This is a genomic window from Corynebacterium sp. CCUG 65737 (assembly GCF_024454115.1).
Taxonomy (GTDB): Bacteria; Actinomycetota; Actinomycetes; order Mycobacteriales; family Mycobacteriaceae; genus Corynebacterium; species Corynebacterium genitalium.
Genome location: NZ_JAGPZB010000001.1, coordinates 348402 through 367129 on the forward strand (window position 1 = coordinate 348402; position 18728 = coordinate 367129).

Sequence of the window (18728 nt, forward strand, 5' to 3'; positions counted from 1 at the left end):
TTTTCAATGCCCCTGAACGGGGGCGTGCGGCAACCGTACGCTGAGTAGCCTGCAGCGGTATAGCGTGTTTTCGAGAAAAGGCTGGCGTGAGCCAGTTCGCTGAACACCGGCGAAATCAATCTACGAAAGGCGAGATCATGGCTGATTCCAACGGCGCTGTCGATACTGCACAACTGCTCGATTCCCTGCCCACCGGTCTGTTTATCGGTGGCCAGTGGCGTGACGCGTCCACCAACGAGACATTCGATGTGGAGAACCCGGCCACCGGCGAAGTCCTGGTGACACTCCAGTCCGCGAATAGCGACGACGCGGTTGCGGCGCTAGACGCTGCGGTCGAGGTGCAAAAGGACTGGGCACGCACCCCGGCCCGCGAGCGCAGTGAGATCCTGCGACGTGCGTACGATCTGGTCACCGAACGCACCGAGGAATTCGCCACGCTCATGACTCTAGAAATGGGTAAGCCGCTGGCGGAAGCACGCGGTGAGGTGAAGTACGGCGCGGAATACCTGCGCTGGTTCGCCGAAGAGACCGTCCGTCAGTACGGCCGCTCCCAGGAAGTGCCAGAGGGCGGCATCCGCATGGTCACTCGGCGCAAGCCGGTCGGCCCGTGCCTGCTGATCACCCCGTGGAACTTCCCGCTGGCGATGGCGACCCGCAAGATCGCCCCGGCGATCGCTGCGGGCTGCACGATGGTGCTCAAGCCGGCTGAGCTTACGCCGCTGACCACCTACTACTTCGTTCAGACCATGGTTGAGGCAGGCCTACCGGCAGGTGTGCTCAACGTTGTCTGCGGTACCGATCCGGCAGCTATCTCCGAGCCTCTCATCGCGGACCCGCGTCTGCGCAAGGTCTCCTTCACAGGCTCAACGGCGGTGGGCAAGATCCTGATGAAGCAGGCAGCTGATTCAGTGTTGCGCACCTCCATGGAGCTTGGTGGCAACGCGCCGTTCATCGTCTTTGAGGACGCGGACATTGAGCAGGCGATCACCGGCGCAATGGCAGCGAAGATGCGCAATATCGGCGAGGCCTGCACTGCGGCGAACCGTTTCCTCGTGCACGAGAGCATCGCCGATGAGTTCACCGAGAAGCTCGTCGCGGCGATGGAAGCGCTCACCGTGGGCAACGGCCTCGACGAGGGCGTCAACGTCGGCCCGCTGATCGAGGAGAAGGCACGCAAGAATGTCGCCGCGCTCGTGGAAGACGCGAAACAGAACGGCGCCGAGGTTCTCACTGGCGGCGGTGCCGCTGAGGGTGATGGCTACTTCTTCCAACCGACGGTCCTGCGTGGCGCCAGCACTGATTCCCGGATCTTCAAGGAAGAGATCTTCGGGCCGGTCGCATCGGTCTACGAGTTCAGCGATGAGGACGAGGTGATCGAGCTGGCCAATTCCACCGAATACGGCCTCGCCTCCTACGTCTATTCGGAGGACCCGGACCGCATGTGGCGGTTGGCTGACGGCCTGGAATTCGGCATCGTCGGCTTCAACGCCGGTGTCGTCTCCAATGCAGCTGTCCCGTTCGGCGGCGTGAAGCACTCCGGCTTGGGCCGCGAAGGCGGAGCAGAGGGCATCGACGAGTACACCGAGGTGCAGTACATCGGTGTCCGCGACCCGTACGCCAACCAGTAGAACCAGCGCGTTCCGCGCAGTTGACGACGCACGGACCGGGGTGACATCTGGGCCACATAGGACCTCAAGTGTGACCCCGGTCAAGTTGTTGCTACATTCTCGCTATGTCATCAACCACTTCTGTGCACGCGCCGTTGCGCGACGACGAATCTGCCCGTTCCGATGAAGCGGGTCACGCCCTCGGTTTCTGGAAGGGCGTAGCCCTGATCTTCGGCACCAACATTGGCGCCGGAATTCTCTCCCTGCCGTACGCGGCCCGCAACGGCGGCTTCCTCGCTCTAGTGGTGGCGCTCGCGATCGCAGGCACCCTGACCACTATTTCCATGCTCTACGTCGCGGAAGTCTCCCTCCGGACAAAAGAGCCGCTCCAGTTGTCCGGCTTGGCGGAGAAGTACCTGGGTCAGACCGGCCGCTTCCTCGTCTTCACCGCGATCATGGTCAACAGCGTCGGTGCATTGATTGCGTACGCATCCGGCTCCGGCAATCTCATGCACAACCTGTTCAACCTGCCTTCCTTGGCGGGCACCTTGATCTTCTATGCCCTGGGTGCCTTCATCATGTGGAAGGGCCTGCAAGCCACAGGGAAGGTGGAAGGGCTGATCACCAGCGGCATGGCGATCATCATCTTCACGCTGGTGGTGTGGACAATCGCCGGTCCCGGCATTGAGCCCGCGAACCTTTGGGTGCTCAAGCCCTACTTCATCATCCCGATCATGAATCTGGCCGTGTTCACATTCCTGGCCCAGTACGTGGTGCCGGAGATGGCGCGCGGCATGGCCGCCACCAAGCCGGAAATACTGCCGAAAGCGATCATCGCGGGCATGTGCATCACCGCGTTCACCCTCGCGGCTGTGCCGTTCGCGGCGCTCGGCCTGCTGGGCACCGAGGTGACTGAGGTGGTCACCATCGCCTGGGGCGAGAAACTCGGGACTGCGGCTTACTACATGGCCAACTTGTTCGCGCTGCTGGCCATGTTCACGTCCTTCTTGGCCATCGGCTTCACTGCGATGCGCAACGTGCTGGACATCTTCCATTGGCCGGAACACGGGTGGCAGCGTCTCGCCGCAACTGGACTGACGGTGCTTCCGCCTCTCGTGATTGCCGTGGCGGGCCTTGGCGGTTTCGTCTCTGCGCTGACTTACGCCGGCGGTTTCGCTGGCGCCATCATGTCGGTCGTTCCCGTGTTGCTGCTTCGCCGCGCCCGGGCGAACGGGGATCAGACTCCGGTGTGGCAGGTGCGCGGAGTAGACAACACCGTCATCCAGGCGCTCATCATCATCGTCTACGTGGCGGCGTTCATCTACTCCATTATCTCGCTGCTGGGGCTTGTCCCGGCTGGCTGGGCATAAGAGAAACACCGGGGGAAGAGCTTGAACCCTCCCCGGAAAGCGGTGCGACCCGTACGCCAACCAGTAGTTAGCGGATTTCTAGGAGCACGGCGGTCTTATTCACCTGATCGCCCTGCTCAACAGCGAGCCCCTTCACGGTGCCGGACTTGTGCGCCTTGACGGGGTTTTCCATCTTCATGGCCTCGAGCACGAGGAGGATATCGCTCTCGTTGACGGTGTCGCCCTCTGCGACGTTCACCTTGACCACCGTGCCTTGCATCGGGGCGGGCACGGCATCGCCGGACAGGGCTGCCGCGGAATTGCGGCGCTTCTTGGCCTTGCGCTTACCGCTGCCACCGATCACGAGCGAAGCGGGAAGGGCGACCTCGACACGACGGCCGTCGATCTCCACGGCGTAGGTGCGCTTTGTGCCCGGCTCCTCGCCTTCTTCCTCATCGTCGGTATACGGCGGGATCTCGGCGGTGAACTCCTCCTCGATCCAGCGGGTGTAGACGCCGAAACCGTTCTCGTCGCCGATGAAGGCTGGGTCGTTCAGCACTGCGCGGTGGAAGGGGATCACGGTGGGCAGGCCGTCGACGATGAACTCGTCGAGAGCACGGCGGGCGCGCTGGATGGCTTCCTCGCGGGTCTCACCGGTGACAATGAGCTTGGCCAGCATGGAGTCGAACTGGCCGCCGATCACATTGCCGGTGCGCACGCCGGAGTCGACGCGGATGCCGGTGCCGGCGGGCTCGACATAGCGGGAGATCGTGCCCGGTGCCGGCATGAAGTTCATGCCCGGGTCCTCGCCGTTGATGCGGAACTCGATGGAGTGGCCGCGCGGGGCCGGATCCTCGGTGTGGCGCAGCTTCTCGCCGTTCGCAATACGGAATTGCTCGCGTACCAGGTCGATGCCTGCGGTCTCCTCGGTGACGGGGTGCTCGACCTGCAGGCGGGTGTTGACCTCCAGGAAGGAGATGATGCCCTCCGGGTTCTGCTCGTCGGCAGGGCTGACCAGGTATTCGACGGTGCCAGCACCGTGGTAGCCGGCTTCTTTCACGATGGCCTTGGCAGAGGAGTGAATCGCCTCGCGCTGAGCATCGGACAAGAACGGTGCAGGAGCTTCCTCCACGAGCTTCTGGAAGCGGCGCTGCAGGGTGCAGTCGCGGGTGCCGGCGACGATGACGTTGCCGTGAACGTCGGCAAGCACCTGGGCTTCGACGTGGCGGGCGCGGTCGAGGTAGCGCTCGACGAAGCACTCGCCGCGGCCGAACGCTGCGACGGCCTCGCGCGTGGCGGACTCGAACAGCTCGGGGATCTCTTCGCGGGTGTGGGCGACCTTCATGCCGCGGCCGCCGCCACCGAATGCGGCCTTGATGGCCACGGGCAGACCGTGCTCGTCGGCGAACGCGAGAACCTCGTCGACCGAGCTGACCGGCTCTTTAGTGCCCGGTGCCATCGGGGCGCCGACCTTCTCGGCGATGCGGCGGGCCTCGACCTTGTCGCCCAGCAGCGCGATGGCCTCCGGCGAGGGGCCGATCCAGGTGAAGCCTTCGTCGATAACGCGGCGGGCGAAATCGGCGTTCTCGGACAAGAAGCCGTACCCGGGGTGGATCGCGTCCGCACCGGAGGCCTGGGCGGCACCAATGATCCGGTCGAAGCTCAGGTAGGAATCGGCGGCGGTGGCCCCGCCGAGCGCGAACGCCTCATCAGCCAGGCCCACGAACGGGGCGTCCGCGTCCGGCTCCGCGTAGACAGCGACGGATGCGATGCCGGCGTCTTTCGCGGCGCGGATCACGCGCACGGCGATTTCGCCACGGTTGGCAATGAGAACCTTCGAGATTGTCACGGGGATCTTCCTTCTAGCCGGGTGTACAGACAGTTATCGCCAAGGGTAAAGCACAGCGCAAGCACAGCTGAACTTCAACCGGGCAGTTACGGATGACTAATCGCAAAAACGCTTATCGACGTTTCCCCCGCACCCCAAGCAGCCGCTTACTCTGTGTCCCGCTCAATCGGCATGCGGACCATGTTGCCCCATTCGTACCAGGATCCGTCGTAAAGCGAGACGTTCTCCACGCCCAGCACGTGGCGGAGGATGTACCAGGTGTGGGCGGCGGACTGACCGGCACTGCAGTAGGTGATCACCGGAGCACCGGCGGGCACATCAGTGTAGGCGGCGGCGATGGACTCGCGGTCTTTCACGCGTCCGTTGGGGTGGACGGAGTCACCCCACGGGTGGTTCACAGCACCCGGAATGTGGCCGTGGCGCAACACAGGGGAGGCGCAGTTGGAATCCGGGGCTACTTCAACCTCGGCGCCGGCGAAGTATTCGGGGCCGCGGACGTCGATAAGCAATGTGTCCTCGGGCCGCGACCGGACGTGCTCCACGAAGCTGCGCCACGTGCTGTCGTCGCGCTCGACCACGGGGTAGCCCTGCGCCGGGTACTCGGGCACAGCGAAAGAGGTGTCGCGCTCTTCGCCCATCCACGCGTCGCGCCCGCCGTCGAGCAGGCGCACGTCGGGGTGGCCGAACAGCTCAAACACCCACGCGGTGTAGGCAGCCCACCAGTTGTTGCGGTCGCCGTAGACCACCACCGTGTCATCGCGGCTGATGCCGCGGGCATCCATGAGCGCGGCAAAGGCTTCCCCGTCGATGAAATCGCGCTGCACCGGATCGTTCAAGTCGCGGTGCCAGTCAATGCGCACCGCCCCGGGAATGTGCCCGATGTCGTACAAGAACGCGTCCTCGTCCGACTCCACCACCCGCAAACCGTCGACCCCCAGGCGGGCCGACAGCCACGACGCGGAGACGAACCTCTCCGGGTGGGCAAAGTCCTGGAACTGAGGAAATGGGTCAAATGCTATGGCCATGCGAGATTCCTCTACGGCTTGGAAACGGTCACTGCCCTACCTTACTCGTCAACCATTCCTGCCGAGCGCATTTAGTGTGATGAACACCCGGTGTGAAGTTAATTACTATCCCCGTCACTCGCTGAGCAACGACCTGAAGAAGGGCTTAATCTCAGGGGCGGATCACCCTTTTCCCGGTGGAGGTCCGCAGACGTACAAGCACAGATCGAAAGGGAATCTCACGTGCACAAGGCTATCGTCGTCTTCGAGGTTGAGGGCGGTTCTGACAAGTACTTCGACGGTCACCGTCGCGACACCATGCCGATTGTCAACTCCATCAAGGACAAGGGCTGGCACTCCGAGGTGGTCTTCTTCCGCCCCGAGTGGTCCGACGACATCTTCAACTACGTTTCCGAGAACTTCGACGGCTACATCTCCCGCGTCAACCCGGGCAACATCCCCGGTGGCGAGAAGGGCTACTTCGACCTGCTGACCCGCCTGTCCGAGGCTGGCCTGGTGGGCATGTCCACCCCGGCAGAGATGATCTCCTACGGCGCGAAGGACGCCCTGGTCAAGCTGAACAAGACCGACCTCGTCCCGGAAGACACCGCCGCTTACTACGACGTCGAGTCCTTCCACGAGACCTTCCCGACTTCCCTTTCCTACGGCGAGCGCGTGCTGAAGCAGAACCGCGGCTCCACCGGCTCCGGCATCTGGCGCGTCCGCCTCGCCGACGAGTCCCTGGCAGAGTCTGTCGAGCCGGGCACCGCGCTGCCGCTGGACACCAAGCTCAAGTGCACCGAGGCTGTGGACAACCACACCGAGGAGCGCGAGCTGGGCGAGTTCATGGACTTCTGCGACCAGTACATCATCGGCGACAACGGCATGCTCGTGGACATGCGCTTCATGCCACGCATCGTCGAGGGCGAGATTCGCATCCTGCTCGTCGGCCCGCACCCGGTCTTCGTCGTGCACAAAAAGCCGGCTGAGGGCGGCGACGCTTTCTCCGCGACCCTGTTCTCCGGCGCAAAGTACACCTACCAGAAGCCGGAAGAGTGGCAGGAGCTCGTCGACATGTTCGCCGAGGCCCGCCCGGTCATCGCCGAGAACCTCGGCGGCGACAACATCCCGCTGATCTGGACCGCCGACTTCATGCTCGCCGACGATGACGAGACCGGCGAGGACACCTACGTCCTCGGCGAAATCAACTGCTCCTGCGTCGGCTTCACCTCCGAGCTGGACATGGGCATCCAGGAGATGGTCGCTGACGAGGCGATCAAGCGCGTTGAGGAGAAGAACGCTTAAGCGCTCGCTTATCGACGTGAAAAGGTTCCCCGCCCTTCCAGGCAGGGAACCTTTTCGTTGCTGGGGCCGGTGTGACGGCCGGGAGGATTACTCGCCGGCGATCAGCTGGGCGGCGCGCTCACCGATGATGTAGCAGGTGATGTTCGGGTTGACTGCCACGATCTGCGGCATCACGGACGCGTCGGCGACACGCAGGTTCCTTGTGCCCTTGACGCGCAGCTCTGGGTCGACCGGCGACATCGGGTCATCGGCAGAGCCCATACGTACTGTTCCCACCGGGTGGTAGACGGTGTTGTGGGTCTTGCGGATGTAGTCCGCGATCTCTTCGTCCGTCTGCGCCTCCGGGCCGGGGGACAGCTCGCGCTTGACAATGTCCTTCAGGGCCGGCTGCGCCGCGATCTTGCGGGCCAGCTTGATGCCCTCGACGGCGATGTGCATGTCGTAGCCCTCTTCATCCGTGAAGTAGCGCGGATCGACCTTCGGCTTGTCGCGGTAGTCGTTGGAGCGCAGCTTCACAGTGCCGCGGGAGCGGGCGTGGCAGACGTTCGGTGTCAGCGCGAACGCTTCGTCGGCCTGCGGGTAACCCTGGCGTGCGGTGTGCATGTCAAATGGGGTGCACCCGTAGTGCATCATCAGGTCCGGTAGGTCGGTGTCGCCCTCGATCCGGGTGAAGATGCCGATCTCCCACCACTGGGTCGAGTCGCGCACCATCGGCACGTTGGACTCGAACTGGATGACAGCTTCCGGGTGGTCCTGGAGGTTCTCGCCGACACCGGGAGCGTCGACAAGCACATCGATACCGAACTCCTCGAGGTGCTCGCGCGGGCCGATGCCAGAGAGCATGAGCAGCTGTGGGGTGTTGATCGCGCCGGCAGAGACGATGATCTCCTTGTTCGCGGTGATCGTGGTCTTGCGGTTGAACACGTCGGCAAGCAGTTCGACACCGGTGGCGGTGTTGTCGTCGCTGAAGAGGATGCGCGTGACCCAGGCGCGGGTGATGATGTCCAGGTTCTCCCGGTCCTCGTTCGGGTGCAGGTAGGACACCGCCGAGGAGCCGCGGGTGTTGTCGGCGTGGGAGTTGATTTGGAAGAAGTTCGCGCCGTGGGTGACCGTCTCACCGGTGTTGAACGGCTTGCGCGGCAGCCCCGCCTCCTCGCAGGCATCGAGTACGGCAACCCCCACCGGGTCATTCTGCGGAACATCCATGAGCTGCACGGGGCCATCGTGGCCGTACTGCTCGCCGTCGCGGGAGTTGGTCTCCATCTTCTTGATCAGCGGCGTGATGTTCTCCGGGGCCCAGCCGTTAGCGCCGAGCTTCTCCCACAGCTCCATGTCTTCAGCCGGCGGGTGGAACGCGATGCAGGAGTTGTGAGAGGAGCAGCCGCCCAGCACCTTCGCGCGGGCGTGGCGCATGAAGGAGTTGCCGTTTTCCTGCTCCTCAATCGGGTAGTCCCAGTCCAGGCCGGATTCGAGAAGCTCCGGCCAACGCTTCAGGCTCAGCACCTCGTCGTGCTCGCGGTCGTCGGGGCCGGCCTCGAGCAGTGCGACGGTGACATCCGGGTTCTCCGACAAGCGGGAGGCGACAGCCGCTCCGGAGGAACCGCCGCCGATGACGATGTAGTCGTAGGATTCGCGTGCGTCAGACAGGTTCATAGGTGGGGTCTCCTTCTAGTTCTGCTTGTTGGGGAACCAGCCGGTCACAACAGGTTCAGTGTTGTGATAGATGTGCTTTGCCTGCGTGTACTCCTCCAGGCCGGCGACACCGAGCTCGCGGCCGATGCCAGACATTTTGAACCCGCCCCACTCCGCCTGCGGGATGTAGGGGTGGTAGTCGTTGATCCAGATGGTGCCGTGCTGCAGGGCACGGGAAACGCGGTTGGCAACGCCCATGTCAGAGGTCCAGACTGCGCCGGCAAGACCGTAGTCGGTGTCGTTGGCAATCGCGACGGCCTCTTCTTCCGTGCTGAAGGTCTCTACGGTGATGACCGGGCCAAAGCCTTCCTCCTGCACGGCGGGGTTGTCGCTGGCGCACTGGTCCAGAACGGTGGGGGAGTAGAAGTAGCCGTTCTCGTGTTCTGGGCCGCCCCAGTCGCCGCCGCAGCGCAGCCGCGCACCGGCATCGATGCCGCGCTGAACATAGTCGGTGACCTTGTCGCGGTGCTCCTTCGAAATCAGCGGGCCGGTTTCAGCCTGCTCGTCGAAGGGACCGCCCATGACGATGTCCTTCGCGCGCCCGACGAGGTCATCGACGAACTTTTCCGCGATGGACTCGTGGATCACGAGGCGCGTGCCCGCGGAGCACACCAGGCCGGAATCCATGAATCCGGCGTTGAGCGCGTTATCCAGCGCCGCGTCGTAGTCGGCATCGGCGAAAATGACGTTGGGGTTTTTCCCGCCGAGCTCAAGAGCGACCTTCTTCACGCCCTCTGCGGCTGTCTTGGCGATGATCCGGCCCGTCTCCAGCCCGCCCGTGAAAGACACCAAGTTGATTTCTGGGTGGGAGGAGAGCACGGAACCAACGTTGGCGCCGTCACCGGTGACAACGTTGGCCACACCCTTCGGCAGGCCGAGGTCATCGAGCACCTCCGTGATGAGCAGCGTCGTGTGCGGGGTCAGTTCCGACGGTTTGATCACGAAGGAGTTACCGGTTGCCAGGGCCGGAGCGATCTTCCACGCAGCCTGCAACAGCGGGAAGTTCCACGGGGTGATCATTCCGCACACTCCGATGGGCTCGTACACGACGCGGTCGATCACGGAGTCGTCTCCGGCATCGACCAACCTGCCGGGGTTGGAGTCCGCGATCTTGCCGAAGTAACGGAAGCAGCCGGCAATGTCGTCCATGTCGCCCTCGGCCTCCACGAGGCGCTTGCCCGTGTCGAGAGCCTCCGCCTTGGCGAAGTCCGCTTTGCGCCGCCCAATTTCCTCGGCCACCCGAATCAGGAAATCACCGCGCTCCGAAGCAGGCGTATTACGCCATTCACCCTTGTCGAAGGCTGCGCGGGCAGCCTCAACTGCACGGTTGGCGTCGTCCGAGGTGCCTTCCGACACGACACCGACCTCGGAACCGTCGGCGGGGCAGATGATTGTGCGCGTCGCCCCGTTAGAAGCGGCCACCCATTGTCCGTCAATGAACAAAGTTGCAGTTTCCGGCATATGCCGTGTCCTTTCGATCCTTAATTTCTAGAGGGCTGTCTCTTGCGCTCTCTACTGTGGATACGTTCCCGAGGGTACAGATCCTTGTGTGTCCGCCTCCGGGGCCGATGCTCCGGCATCCTCCCACGTGGTCGGTGCAGCGACGGTGGTATCAGCGATGACGGTTCCGAAGTCGTCTCCGGCCATGTCCATGTAGAGACGGTGTTGGTCGTAGTAATTCAAGACATCAGAAATCAGCTGGTCTGAGGTGTATCCCATGACATTGTGGCCGCGGGTGCCGCGGGCGTCGAAGACCTCTACGCGGTAGAAGAAGTCTTGGTCGTCTTCCGCGCCGACGGCATAACCCGGCATCTCGTAGGCAACGGGGCATAGCTGGTATTTGAAATCGTCCTGCTCATCGAATTTGACGTTCAAGTCGATGAACGGAAGCTGATTTTCCTCATCTACCCCCTCAATGAAGGTCGCATCCAGGCCCATGTTGCGCATCTCCAGATAGACCTCACGCAGCGCGGGCTGGGCGCTGGAGCCAATGAAGTCCCTGGCTTGATCGCTTGTTGGCCACGATATGTGGCGGGCGAGCCGCTTCTTCCAGTATTTCGAGTCTTCCCCGGTGCCGGCAGGTGCCGCGGCCCGCGATGCCAGTGCACGCTCCTGGGATTCCATCGCCCACTTCTCCGCGCGCAGCACCTTCATCACGGAAGCCATGAGTAGGTACATCACGACCGAAAAGGGCAGTCCGATAAGGACGGTGGCTGCTTGGAGGGTGTACACACCGTCGATAAGCAGCATCGCGAGAGTGAGCACACCGATGATGACAGCCCACACAATGCGCAGCCACGGAGCACCGTCAGAATCTCCTTTCGTCGCGTGCGAGGTCATGTTCGCCATCACCAACGAACCGGAGTCGGCCGACGTGATGTAGAACAGCAGCCCGACGATAACGGCGAGCCCGATGAGGAACGTGGCACCCGGGTATTGCTGCAGCAGGTTGTAGAAACCGGATTCTGGCACTTCCAGCGCCTCATTCAGGAAGTCGGTGTCGCCGTCACGGAAGAAACGCAGCGCGGAATTACCGAAGATAGAAATGACCAGCACAATGAACCCCGGCGGCACAAGCAGCACACCGAGAATGAACTCGCGTAGCGTGCGGCCGCGGGAGATGCGGGTGAGGAAGAGCCCGACAAACGGAGTCCAGGCGATCCACCAGGCCCAGAAGAACAGGGTCCAGTCCTGCAGCCACTGCCCGGCCGGGTAGTCGCTCATGCCGGCGGTATAGCCGAAGGTTTCCAGCAGCATGCCGGGGAAGCGGGAGATCGAGTCGCCGACGTTTTGCACTAACTGCGTGAGCAATGTCGCCGTCTGCCCGGTGATGAGGATCCACGCCAGCATGCCCAGCGCTAAGTAGACGTTGAGTTCCGAGAGGAACCGGATGCCTTTGTCGACGCCAGACACCGAGGAGACGATGGAGATCGCCACAGAGACGACAATCAGTGCCGTCCACACAGTGATGTTGTTCGGAATGCCGAATAGCGACGACAAACCGTAGTTGAGGAAGACCACGCCGATACCGAGAGAAGTCGCGATACCGAAGATCGTGCCGATCGTGGCGGTGACATCCACCGCGTCACCGGCAGCGCCCTTGACGCGCTTGCCGAACAGCGGCGCAATAGCCGAGCGCAGCGACAACGGCAGGTGGTAGCGGTAGGCTGCCAAACCCAACGCCACGCCCATGAGCGCGTACATTGACCACCCCGGCACGCCGTAGTGGAAGATCGTCCAGATCGGGGCCATGCGGGCGGCCTCGTCCGACATCGGGGCGACATCTGGGGGAGTGGCGAAGTTCGTCGCTGGGCCCGCGATGGCGAAGAACATCAAGTCCACGCCAATCCCGGCTGCGAACAGCATCGAGGCCCACGTGAACAGGCTGTACTGCGGCCGTGAATGGTCCGGGCCCATGCGGATATCACCGAATCTGCTCAGTGCGACAACGAGCACGAACAGCACGATGAGACCGGCGGTGAGCACGTAGTACCACCCCAAGTTCGCTCCGATCCAGTCCATTGACCCGAAGATCACTTTTTCTGCCTGGCCCGGGAAGAACGCCGACCAGAGAACAAACCCGACAATGAGCACGCCCGAGGTGATGAATACGGGCTTGTTCACCCGGGCAAAACCTTTTTCGTTCAATGCATCGTCGGTTTGCGATTCACCGGAAGGACCGGGATGCGAACCGCCGACACCATCTGAGAAAGAAGCGGTGGTGGTCACCGTGACTCCTTGAGAAAGTAGATCAAAATTTGCAAGAACCAGCTCCCTGTGACCGGGGGCCAGCTTTACTACACAGTAGTGACAGTCACCACACAGGGTCATGTGTTGCATCTTTTCCAGTGGCGCGGTGCACTCCACTCACCCCTCTCCGGGCACCGTCACCCCCGCAGCGACCCGTGGAAATTTTGCAGAAGATAGTTAAACTACAGACGTTCAAGTAGCCACGAACCGAGAAGGACCTAGCAATGTCTACACCGAATAAGCCGAACTCAAACGAGCCCATCAACCCCAACGCCAACGAGTACGGATCATCCGGCTTCGACACCACCAAACCCGGTTCCCGCTCTGACAACACCGGCTCTGATTCGGCGCCCGGCTCTACGCCGTACTCCGGCTACGTCGAATCCTCCGTCCCGTCTTCGCGCAGGAAGCCTGGTGCCGCTGCCGGCACGTCCGATAGTTCCCACCCGGACACCACGGTGATCTCCACGAACCGCGAAGGTGCCGCCGGTTCTGCTTCGACAGGGGGTTACTCGTCGTCCCAGGGCTCTACGGCCTACAGCGCTGGTTCGGCAAGTGCAGGAAACCCCAGCGGCACCACTGGTTCCGCGGGTGCTGCTGGCACCACCGGCTCTGCAGGTTCTGCAGGCGCCACCGGTTCGGCTGGCTCCATGGGTTCTGGCACGCACGCCGGCACCTACCAGTACGGCCAGTCTGCTGAGCCCGCAGGCAATTGGGCCGGTACGAGCGCTTCTTCCAGCGCTCCGCAGTCCTACGGTAACCAGTACCCGTCGTCGTACGGCACGCCGGCAGGCCAGCCTGGGCAGCCGGGTCAACCGGCACAGTCGACGCAGACGAACCAGCCGGGCAACCAGTTCGGGCAGCAGCCGAGCAACTTCGGCCAGCCCCAGCAGGGCCAGCAGGCACAGTCCCAGGCGCAGTTCGGTGGCCAGTTCCTCAGCTCCGAGCAGGCCTACGAGATCCGCAGCTCCAACCAGGCCTACGGCGCTGACCAACCGTACGGTGCTAACCAGCCGTACGGCCAGCAGCAGCAGTTTGAACAGCAGCAGTTCGACCAAATGCAGCAGTTCGACAAGGTCCCGCAGGAGAAGGGCAAGGGCTTCTTCAGCTCGTTGTTCGACTTCAGCTTCCGCGAGTTCGTCACGATCGACTTCGTGAAGATCATTTACATTGTGCTGCTGGTCGCCGCCGCGGTCTTCTGGGTTCTGGGCTTGATCGGGTCCTTCTCCGGTTTCGAGGACGGCGCAGGCACCGGCATCATGTTCCTGCTCGGCTGGCTGATCTTCGGCACGCTGGCGACGCTGCTGCAGATCATCCTCATTCGCGTCGGCCTGGAGGCTCTCGTGTCGGTGGTCCGCATCGCTCAGAACACGACTGATCTGGTGGATGAGGAAAAGGGCGCCGAGGACGCTGTGAGCGTCGACAGCGCTGAAGACACCACCAAGTAAAAGCGGCTTACAGCAGCTTTTCGACGGCCGCCGGATCCGCATCCGACAACATCTGGCGGCACCGGTCGTACTCCGCGTTGTCGCCGATGGCCTGAGAGGTCAAGGCCAGCATTGCGATCGATTCGAGAACGCCGCGGTTGGGTTCGTGGGAGTAGGGCACCGGGCCCCAACCCTTCCACCCGTTGGCGCGCAGGCGGTCCAGCGAACGGTGGTAGCCGGTGCGCGCGTAGGCATACGCCACGAGCACGTCACCGCCATCTAGTTCGCGGCGGGCGCGGGCGGCCCACACACTGGGGGAGTCGGGGTGGGTGAGGGCGGTGTCGTCGTTGAGCAAGTCTTTGCCTGCAGCGGGGTCGTCCGGTAGCTGCACGGGCGGCGGGGCCATCATGTCCTTGAATTCCATGGGGTCAATCCTGCCACTTCGGGCCGCGGCGGATGCGGATCGGGCCTTTCGCCGCGGCCATGTCGACTTCGCGGTCGCCCTGGGTGATGATCACCGTTCCGGTTTGCGCTCCGCCAGCTTAGCGACGATCTCTTCCCCCAACCCCACCTAACGCCCCCGGGCAATGTCGAGCGCGCCGCTGATCATCGGCACCTGGAGCGGCAACCGTGCCAGGGCGACGGCCTGCATGGGCAGGGGCTTCTTCCGCCACAGGTAGGCCATGTAGAGGTTGGCGGGGAACACACCGGCCAGCAGCAGCGCAGAGGCGTACCCGCCGAGAGCGCGCGTGCGGGGGTGCGCGACCAACGCGGCGCAGGCGAGCTCGGCCACGCCGGATGCCAATGTGTAGGTGCGCCGTTCGCCGGGCAGCTGCGGCGGCACAATCTCGTCGAAGACCTGGGGTGCCACGAAGTGCAGCGTGCCGGTGGCGGCGAACATGGGCGCCATGTTCTTCCGGAAAAAGTCAGTGAGGTTCAGGGCCATGCCCGCGAGTCTAGCCCCACAACTCGGAGACGTTGACCCCGAACGAGTAGAGCGCCTTGCGCAGCAGCGGCAGCGACAGGCCGATGACGCTGGTCTGGTCACCCTCAATCGAGTCGATGAACCAACCGCCCAGGGCTTCCAGGGTGAACGCACCGGCGCACTCGAGCGGTTCACCGGAGCGAGCGTAGGCCTCGATGTCGGCATCGGAAACATCGCCGAAGCGGATCTTCGTGGACACCGCATCGGTGATCCACGTGCCGTTGTAACCGATGGCGTGGCCGGTGATCAGCTCGGCCGTTCGGCCGCGCTGGGCTTGCCAGCGGCGGATCGTCTCCTCGATGGTGTGCGGCTTGCCCTGCAGCTGGCCGTCCAGAAAGAGCATGGAATCGCAGCCGGCCACGATGTCGTCCGGGTAGGCCGGTGCGACGGCCTCGGCTTTAGCGTGGGCGAGGGCGCACACGGAGTCGGCGGGGGAGGCGTCGATAAGCGAGGCGAGCAGGGCATCTTCGTCGATGTGTGCAGGCTTGACCACGGGCTCGACGCCGGCGTTGCGCAAGATCATCAGCCGCGACGGCGACTGGGACGCTAAGACAAGACGCACTAGAACAGCGCGGTCGAGTTGAACGCCGACGGGTTGAACACCACTGGGCCGTGCACGCGGTTGGAGGGACGGCCCCACAGGTTGCGGTGGCCGCCAGCGGTGCGGGACTTCGCCTCCTGCTGCAGGTCGCTCAAGACCTGGGTCAAAGCGGCGAGTTCGGCCTCAGTCGGGTTGCCCTTGACCACGGTGAACGGTGGCTGCGATGAGGACTGTGACTGTGTCATGGTTAGCTTCCTTCCAGATCTCGCTACAGCGGAATGTTGCCGTGCTTCTTCGGGATGGCGTAGACCACCTTGCGCTCCAGCAGACGCAGAGCTTCGGTGACCTGGGTGCGGGTGTGGGAGGGTTCGATGACAGCGTCGACAAGCCCGCGCTCGGTGGCCACGTAGGGGGTGAGGTGGGCTGCAGCGTACTCGTCGGCGTCGACGCCGAGGTGCTCAGCGGCGGTTGTGGCGTCCGCAAGCGCGATCTGCGCGGTGGGCCACGCGAAGACCATGTCGGCGCCCAAGTCCTTCGAGCCCATGACCACGTACGACGGGCCGATGGCGCGGCGGGTGATCACGGTGATCTTGCCCACCTGGGCCTCCGCGTAGGCGAAGGCAAGCGCCGCACCGTACTTGGCGGAACCGAGGTGCTCTTCCTCCTCGGAGGGGAAGAAGCCGGGGGAGTCGACGAATTCGACGATGGGCAGGTTGAAGGAGTCGCAGACGCGGATGAACGCGGCGGCCTTCTTCGCGGCGGCGTGGTCGAGGCAGCCGGCCAGCACGCTCGGCTGGTTGGCCACAATGCCCACGGCGCGGCCGGAGATGTGCGCGAAACCGACGACAACGTTATCGGCGTAACCGCGGCCCAGCTCGACCAGGCCCTTGTCGGTGACGCGGGTGATGATCTCGCGGACGTCGTACGCCGCGGAATCATTGTCCGGGATGTAGGTGTCCAGGGAGCTGGTGTCCGGCTCGACGGAGTTGTCGTTGATCGGGGAGGCGGCGCGGTTGTTCTCCGGCAGGAACGCGGCCAGCTCGCGCACGGTCTGGATGGCCTCCAAGTCGGATCCGGCGGTCAGGTGCGCCACGCCGGTGACCGTCTGGTGAATGTCGGCACCGCCGAGGGACTTCGCGGTGGCCACGCGGCGGGTCACCTTGGTCACGGCCGAAACGGAGGTCAGGTGCATCGTGGCGGACTCGACCATGACCACCAGGTCGCTCAGCGGCACGAGCAGCGCCGCCAGGGAAGCGACTTCGCCCGCCACGACAGAGATCTGCGGCACGACACCGGAGGCTTCTGTCGCCTTGCGCAGGATCCGCGCCGACATTGCGGCGGTGACCACGCCTTCCTGCAAGCGTGCGCCGGTGGAGTCATGAATCGCGATGACGGGCACACCAGTCTTGATGGCCAAGTCGTAGACCTTCAGGATCTTCTCGGCGTAGACCTCGCCGAGCTGCCCGTCGAAAATCGAGGAGTCGTGGGCGTAGACGGCGACGCGTCGGCCGTCGATAAGCCCATAGCCCGTGACCACACCGTCAGTGACGGGCTTGGTGCGGTCCATGCCGTGCTCCTCGACGCGGTGGCGCGCCAAGGCGTCCGTCTCCACAAACGTGTCGGGGTCAACCAGCGCTTCCACGCGCTGGCGGGCCGTGGAAATACCGGCTTCACCTGCGGTGCGCGCGGCTTCGCTGCCCATCGGCTCGCGAGCCTCCGCCAAGCGGTTGCGCAAGTCCGCGATTTTGCCGGCGGTGGTGGTCATGTCGGGCTTCTTGTCGGTCATAACGCCTCATCCTACGGGGTCGGGTGCATCCATTCGCTTATCGACGCAACCTCCCCCACCGTTAACCACCCTTGTCCTGGGCCCTACTCTCCGTAGTGGCCGAGCATGTACTGGCTGCCGTTCCAGTAAAGATTGAACGCTTCGACATCACCGCTGACCGGTGCAATCCGTCCGTTGTCGAATCCGAGCGTGACGTGGTTCTGCAGCTTCACGCTTCCGGTGAGGTCCTGCTGGCGCTCGCTCCAGGAAAAGTCGATGGTGTCGCCGTTGAGGGTCACGTCGGTGATCCCGCGGAAGGTGCGCATGTCTCCATCGGGCTTACCGTCGATGTAGAACGCGATGCCGTCCGACACAGCGGCCCCGGTGCCAGCGGGTCCGTCGACGCTGCCGCGGCCGCCGTGGAAGATGATCCAGCTCACCGGCGCGCACGGGTCGTAGTGGTTATCGATGTCCTCGATCCAGTAGTTAAAGTCCGATCCGTCCGTCGAAGGCATCCGGCCCGGAGCAGAGTTAGAGGGGTACTGCTCGCGGGGGTCCTTTGGCAGCTGCGCGCACTTCTCTGTGTCTTTTTGCTTGTCTTTGGGCTTCTCGGTGACGGTCTCGATGACGGTGGCCGGGCCCCCGGCGTCACCATCGTCCTGCGCGTCAGGGGCGGCTGCTGTGGTCAGGGCGGGCTCCTCCGAATCGGGGAGCGTGGACTGCGAGCAGCCTGCAAGCGCGAAAGCGCAGGCGAACGCTGTCGTTGTAGCGGCAAGCATTGTGGTGAAGCGGGTGCGGAGAATAAGCGGCGAGGAAGACATATCAGCAGATTACACCGCAGCGGCCCCGTGGACCTGCGGTTGCGGGTGACAGTCTCCGCCCGCTAAGCATTGGCGGCGAGTAGTTCGCGCAGGCTCTTCCGTGCCCGGTGCACCCGCACCTTCGTTGCAGAGAGGGAGGAGTCTTGGTGCTCAGCGATCTCCGCGAGCGTGAACCCGGCGACCTCGGCGAGCACGAGCGCTTCGCGGGACTGGTTGGGGATAGCGGCCAGCGCCTTCGTCAACGAGTCGTTGTCGGCGATGGACTCCTCGAACTCCGCGGCAACGTCTTCGATCTCTAACGGGCCCGCGTCGTCGTTGCCACCGAGCGGGGAATCGATGGAGACCTCCGGGCGTCGCTTCCGAACAATCTCCAGCGACGCATTCGAGGCGATGCGGTACATCCACGTGCCAAAGCCCGACTCGCCCCGGAACTTCTCCAGGTTCTTCCACCCGAGGTACAGCGCCGCCGCGAAGGCGTCCTCCGCATCGTGATGGTTCGCCGTGATGCGCAGGCACACGTTGAACAGCTTCACCTCGTGCTGTTTCACCAGCTCAGCGAAGGCCGATTGATCGCCGGCCTTGGCGTTAGCGATGAGCTGGGGTTCGTGCATAACGGACAGGCTACTTTAGGGC

17 protein-coding genes are annotated in these 18728 nt (G+C 63.6%); 4 read left to right on the forward strand and 13 right to left on the reverse strand.

The features are described from left to right. The first annotated feature begins 137 nt into the window (after window positions 1-137). A complete protein-coding gene (locus tag KBX17_RS01810) occupies window positions 138-1628 on the forward strand; it encodes an NAD-dependent succinate-semialdehyde dehydrogenase (protein ID WP_040423411.1) in 1491 nt (496 codons plus the stop codon). A gap of 104 nt (window positions 1629-1732) precedes the next feature. Beyond that, complete coding sequence (locus KBX17_RS01815; RefSeq protein WP_005286293.1) at window positions 1733-2977, forward strand: amino acid permease; 1245 nt, start codon at window positions 1733-1735, stop codon at window positions 2975-2977. 67 nt (window positions 2978-3044) lie between these two features. Here the strand turns inward: KBX17_RS01815 and KBX17_RS01820 are convergent, their stop codons facing one another. Both KBX17_RS01820 and KBX17_RS01825 read right to left on the reverse strand, forming a co-directional pair. Next, window positions 3045-4805 (reverse strand): acetyl/propionyl/methylcrotonyl-CoA carboxylase subunit alpha, encoded by a 1761-nt coding sequence (locus tag KBX17_RS01820; protein WP_256018240.1) that lies wholly within the window; start codon window positions 4803-4805, stop codon window positions 3045-3047. Between the two features lie 146 nt (window positions 4806-4951). After that, window positions 4952-5830 carry a sulfurtransferase gene (locus tag KBX17_RS01825; RefSeq protein ID WP_256018242.1) on the reverse strand — a complete coding sequence of 293 codons (879 nt, stop codon included), beginning with the start codon at window positions 5828-5830 and terminating at the stop codon, window positions 4952-4954. A gap of 222 nt (window positions 5831-6052) precedes the next feature. Here KBX17_RS01825 and KBX17_RS01830 point away from each other — a divergent pair, with 222 nt between their 5' ends. Next, window positions 6053-7114 (forward strand): Cj0069 family protein, encoded by a 1062-nt coding sequence (locus tag KBX17_RS01830; RefSeq protein ID WP_255994508.1) that lies wholly within the window; start codon window positions 6053-6055, stop codon window positions 7112-7114. 87 nt (window positions 7115-7201) lie between these two features. Here the strand turns inward: KBX17_RS01830 and KBX17_RS01835 are convergent, their stop codons facing one another. From KBX17_RS01835 to betT, 3 genes are read right to left on the reverse strand one after another with little or no spacing between them, the layout of a single operon-like run. Next, window positions 7202-8767, reverse strand: coding sequence for a GMC family oxidoreductase (locus KBX17_RS01835; protein ID WP_256018244.1), 1566 nt, complete (start codon window positions 8765-8767; stop codon window positions 7202-7204). Window positions 8768-8782: 15 nt separating this feature from the next. Then, window positions 8783-10267: an aldehyde dehydrogenase family protein gene (locus KBX17_RS01840; RefSeq protein WP_256018245.1), complete on the reverse strand. Its 1485-nt coding sequence runs from the start codon at window positions 10265-10267 to the stop codon at window positions 8783-8785. Window positions 10268-10318: 51 nt separating this feature from the next. After that, entirely contained in the window at window positions 10319-12430 is a 2112-nt protein-coding gene (gene betT, locus KBX17_RS01845) for a choline BCCT transporter BetT (RefSeq protein WP_256018247.1), read from the reverse strand. A gap of 350 nt (window positions 12431-12780) precedes the next feature. On the opposite strand from betT, the gene KBX17_RS01850 reads away from it, so the two are divergent. After that, entirely contained in the window at window positions 12781-14004 is a 1224-nt protein-coding gene (locus KBX17_RS01850) for a DUF4282 domain-containing protein (RefSeq protein ID WP_256018248.1), read from the forward strand. A gap of 7 nt (window positions 14005-14011) precedes the next feature. Here the strand turns inward: KBX17_RS01850 and KBX17_RS01855 are convergent, their stop codons facing one another. The 8 genes from KBX17_RS01855 to KBX17_RS01890 form a co-directional block, all read right to left on the reverse strand. Beyond that, window positions 14012-14407 (reverse strand): DUF3151 domain-containing protein, encoded by a 396-nt coding sequence (locus tag KBX17_RS01855; RefSeq protein WP_256018250.1) that lies wholly within the window; start codon window positions 14405-14407, stop codon window positions 14012-14014. A gap of 4 nt (window positions 14408-14411) precedes the next feature. Then, window positions 14412-14501: a hypothetical protein gene (locus KBX17_RS01860; RefSeq protein WP_256018251.1), complete on the reverse strand. Its 90-nt coding sequence runs from the start codon at window positions 14499-14501 to the stop codon at window positions 14412-14414. A gap of 53 nt (window positions 14502-14554) precedes the next feature. Beyond that, complete coding sequence (locus KBX17_RS01865; RefSeq protein WP_256018252.1) at window positions 14555-14929, reverse strand: hypothetical protein; 375 nt, start codon at window positions 14927-14929, stop codon at window positions 14555-14557. Between the two features lie 10 nt (window positions 14930-14939). Beyond that, window positions 14940-15530 (reverse strand): nucleoside triphosphate pyrophosphatase, encoded by a 591-nt coding sequence (locus KBX17_RS01870; RefSeq protein ID WP_256018253.1) that lies wholly within the window; start codon window positions 15528-15530, stop codon window positions 14940-14942. Beyond that, a complete protein-coding gene (locus KBX17_RS01875) occupies window positions 15530-15754 on the reverse strand; it encodes an acyl-CoA carboxylase subunit epsilon (protein ID WP_256018254.1) in 225 nt (74 codons plus the stop codon). The genes KBX17_RS01870 and KBX17_RS01875 overlap by 1 nt, the downstream gene beginning before the upstream one ends. A gap of 23 nt (window positions 15755-15777) precedes the next feature. Then, window positions 15778-17295, reverse strand: coding sequence for an acyl-CoA carboxylase subunit beta (locus tag KBX17_RS01880; protein WP_256018255.1), 1518 nt, complete (start codon window positions 17293-17295; stop codon window positions 15778-15780). Between the two features lie 83 nt (window positions 17296-17378). Continuing rightward, window positions 17379-18095 carry a hypothetical protein gene (locus KBX17_RS01885; RefSeq protein WP_256018257.1) on the reverse strand — a complete coding sequence of 239 codons (717 nt, stop codon included), beginning with the start codon at window positions 18093-18095 and terminating at the stop codon, window positions 17379-17381. Window positions 18096-18157: 62 nt separating this feature from the next. Then, entirely contained in the window at window positions 18158-18706 is a 549-nt protein-coding gene (locus tag KBX17_RS01890; RefSeq protein ID WP_256018258.1) for an RNA polymerase sigma factor, read from the reverse strand. Window positions 18707-18728 lie beyond the last annotated feature (22 nt).

Bases quoted from the DNA above. Each gene is read 5' to 3' on its own strand.
- KBX17_RS01885 (WP_256018257.1), bottom strand. From the start codon at position 18,095: ATGTCTTCCTCGCCGCTTATTCTCCGCACCCGCTTCACCACAATGCTT.
- KBX17_RS01865 (WP_256018252.1), bottom strand. From the start codon at position 14,929: ATGGCCCTGAACCTCACTGACTTTTTCCGGAAGAACATGGCGCCCATG.
- KBX17_RS01835 (WP_256018244.1), bottom strand. From the start codon at position 8,767: ATGAACCTGTCTGACGCACGCGAATCCTACGACTACATCGTCATCGGC.
- KBX17_RS01890 (WP_256018258.1), bottom strand. From the start codon at position 18,706: ATGCACGAACCCCAGCTCATCGCTAACGCCAAGGCCGGCGATCAATCG.
- KBX17_RS01850 (WP_256018248.1), top strand. From the start codon at position 12,781: ATGTCTACACCGAATAAGCCGAACTCAAACGAGCCCATCAACCCCAAC.
- KBX17_RS01810 (WP_040423411.1), top strand. From the start codon at position 138: ATGGCTGATTCCAACGGCGCTGTCGATACTGCACAACTGCTCGATTCC.
- KBX17_RS01840 (WP_256018245.1), bottom strand. From the start codon at position 10,267: ATGCCGGAAACTGCAACTTTGTTCATTGACGGACAATGGGTGGCCGCT.
- KBX17_RS01855 (WP_256018250.1), bottom strand. From the start codon at position 14,407: ATGGAATTCAAGGACATGATGGCCCCGCCGCCCGTGCAGCTACCGGAC.
- KBX17_RS01875 (WP_256018254.1), bottom strand. From the start codon at position 15,754: ATGACACAGTCACAGTCCTCATCGCAGCCACCGTTCACCGTGGTCAAG.
- KBX17_RS01815 (WP_005286293.1), top strand. From the start codon at position 1,733: ATGTCATCAACCACTTCTGTGCACGCGCCGTTGCGCGACGACGAATCT.
- KBX17_RS01880 (WP_256018255.1), bottom strand. From the start codon at position 17,295: ATGACCGACAAGAAGCCCGACATGACCACCACCGCCGGCAAAATCGCG.
- KBX17_RS01825 (WP_256018242.1), bottom strand. From the start codon at position 5,830: ATGGCCATAGCATTTGACCCATTTCCTCAGTTCCAGGACTTTGCCCAC.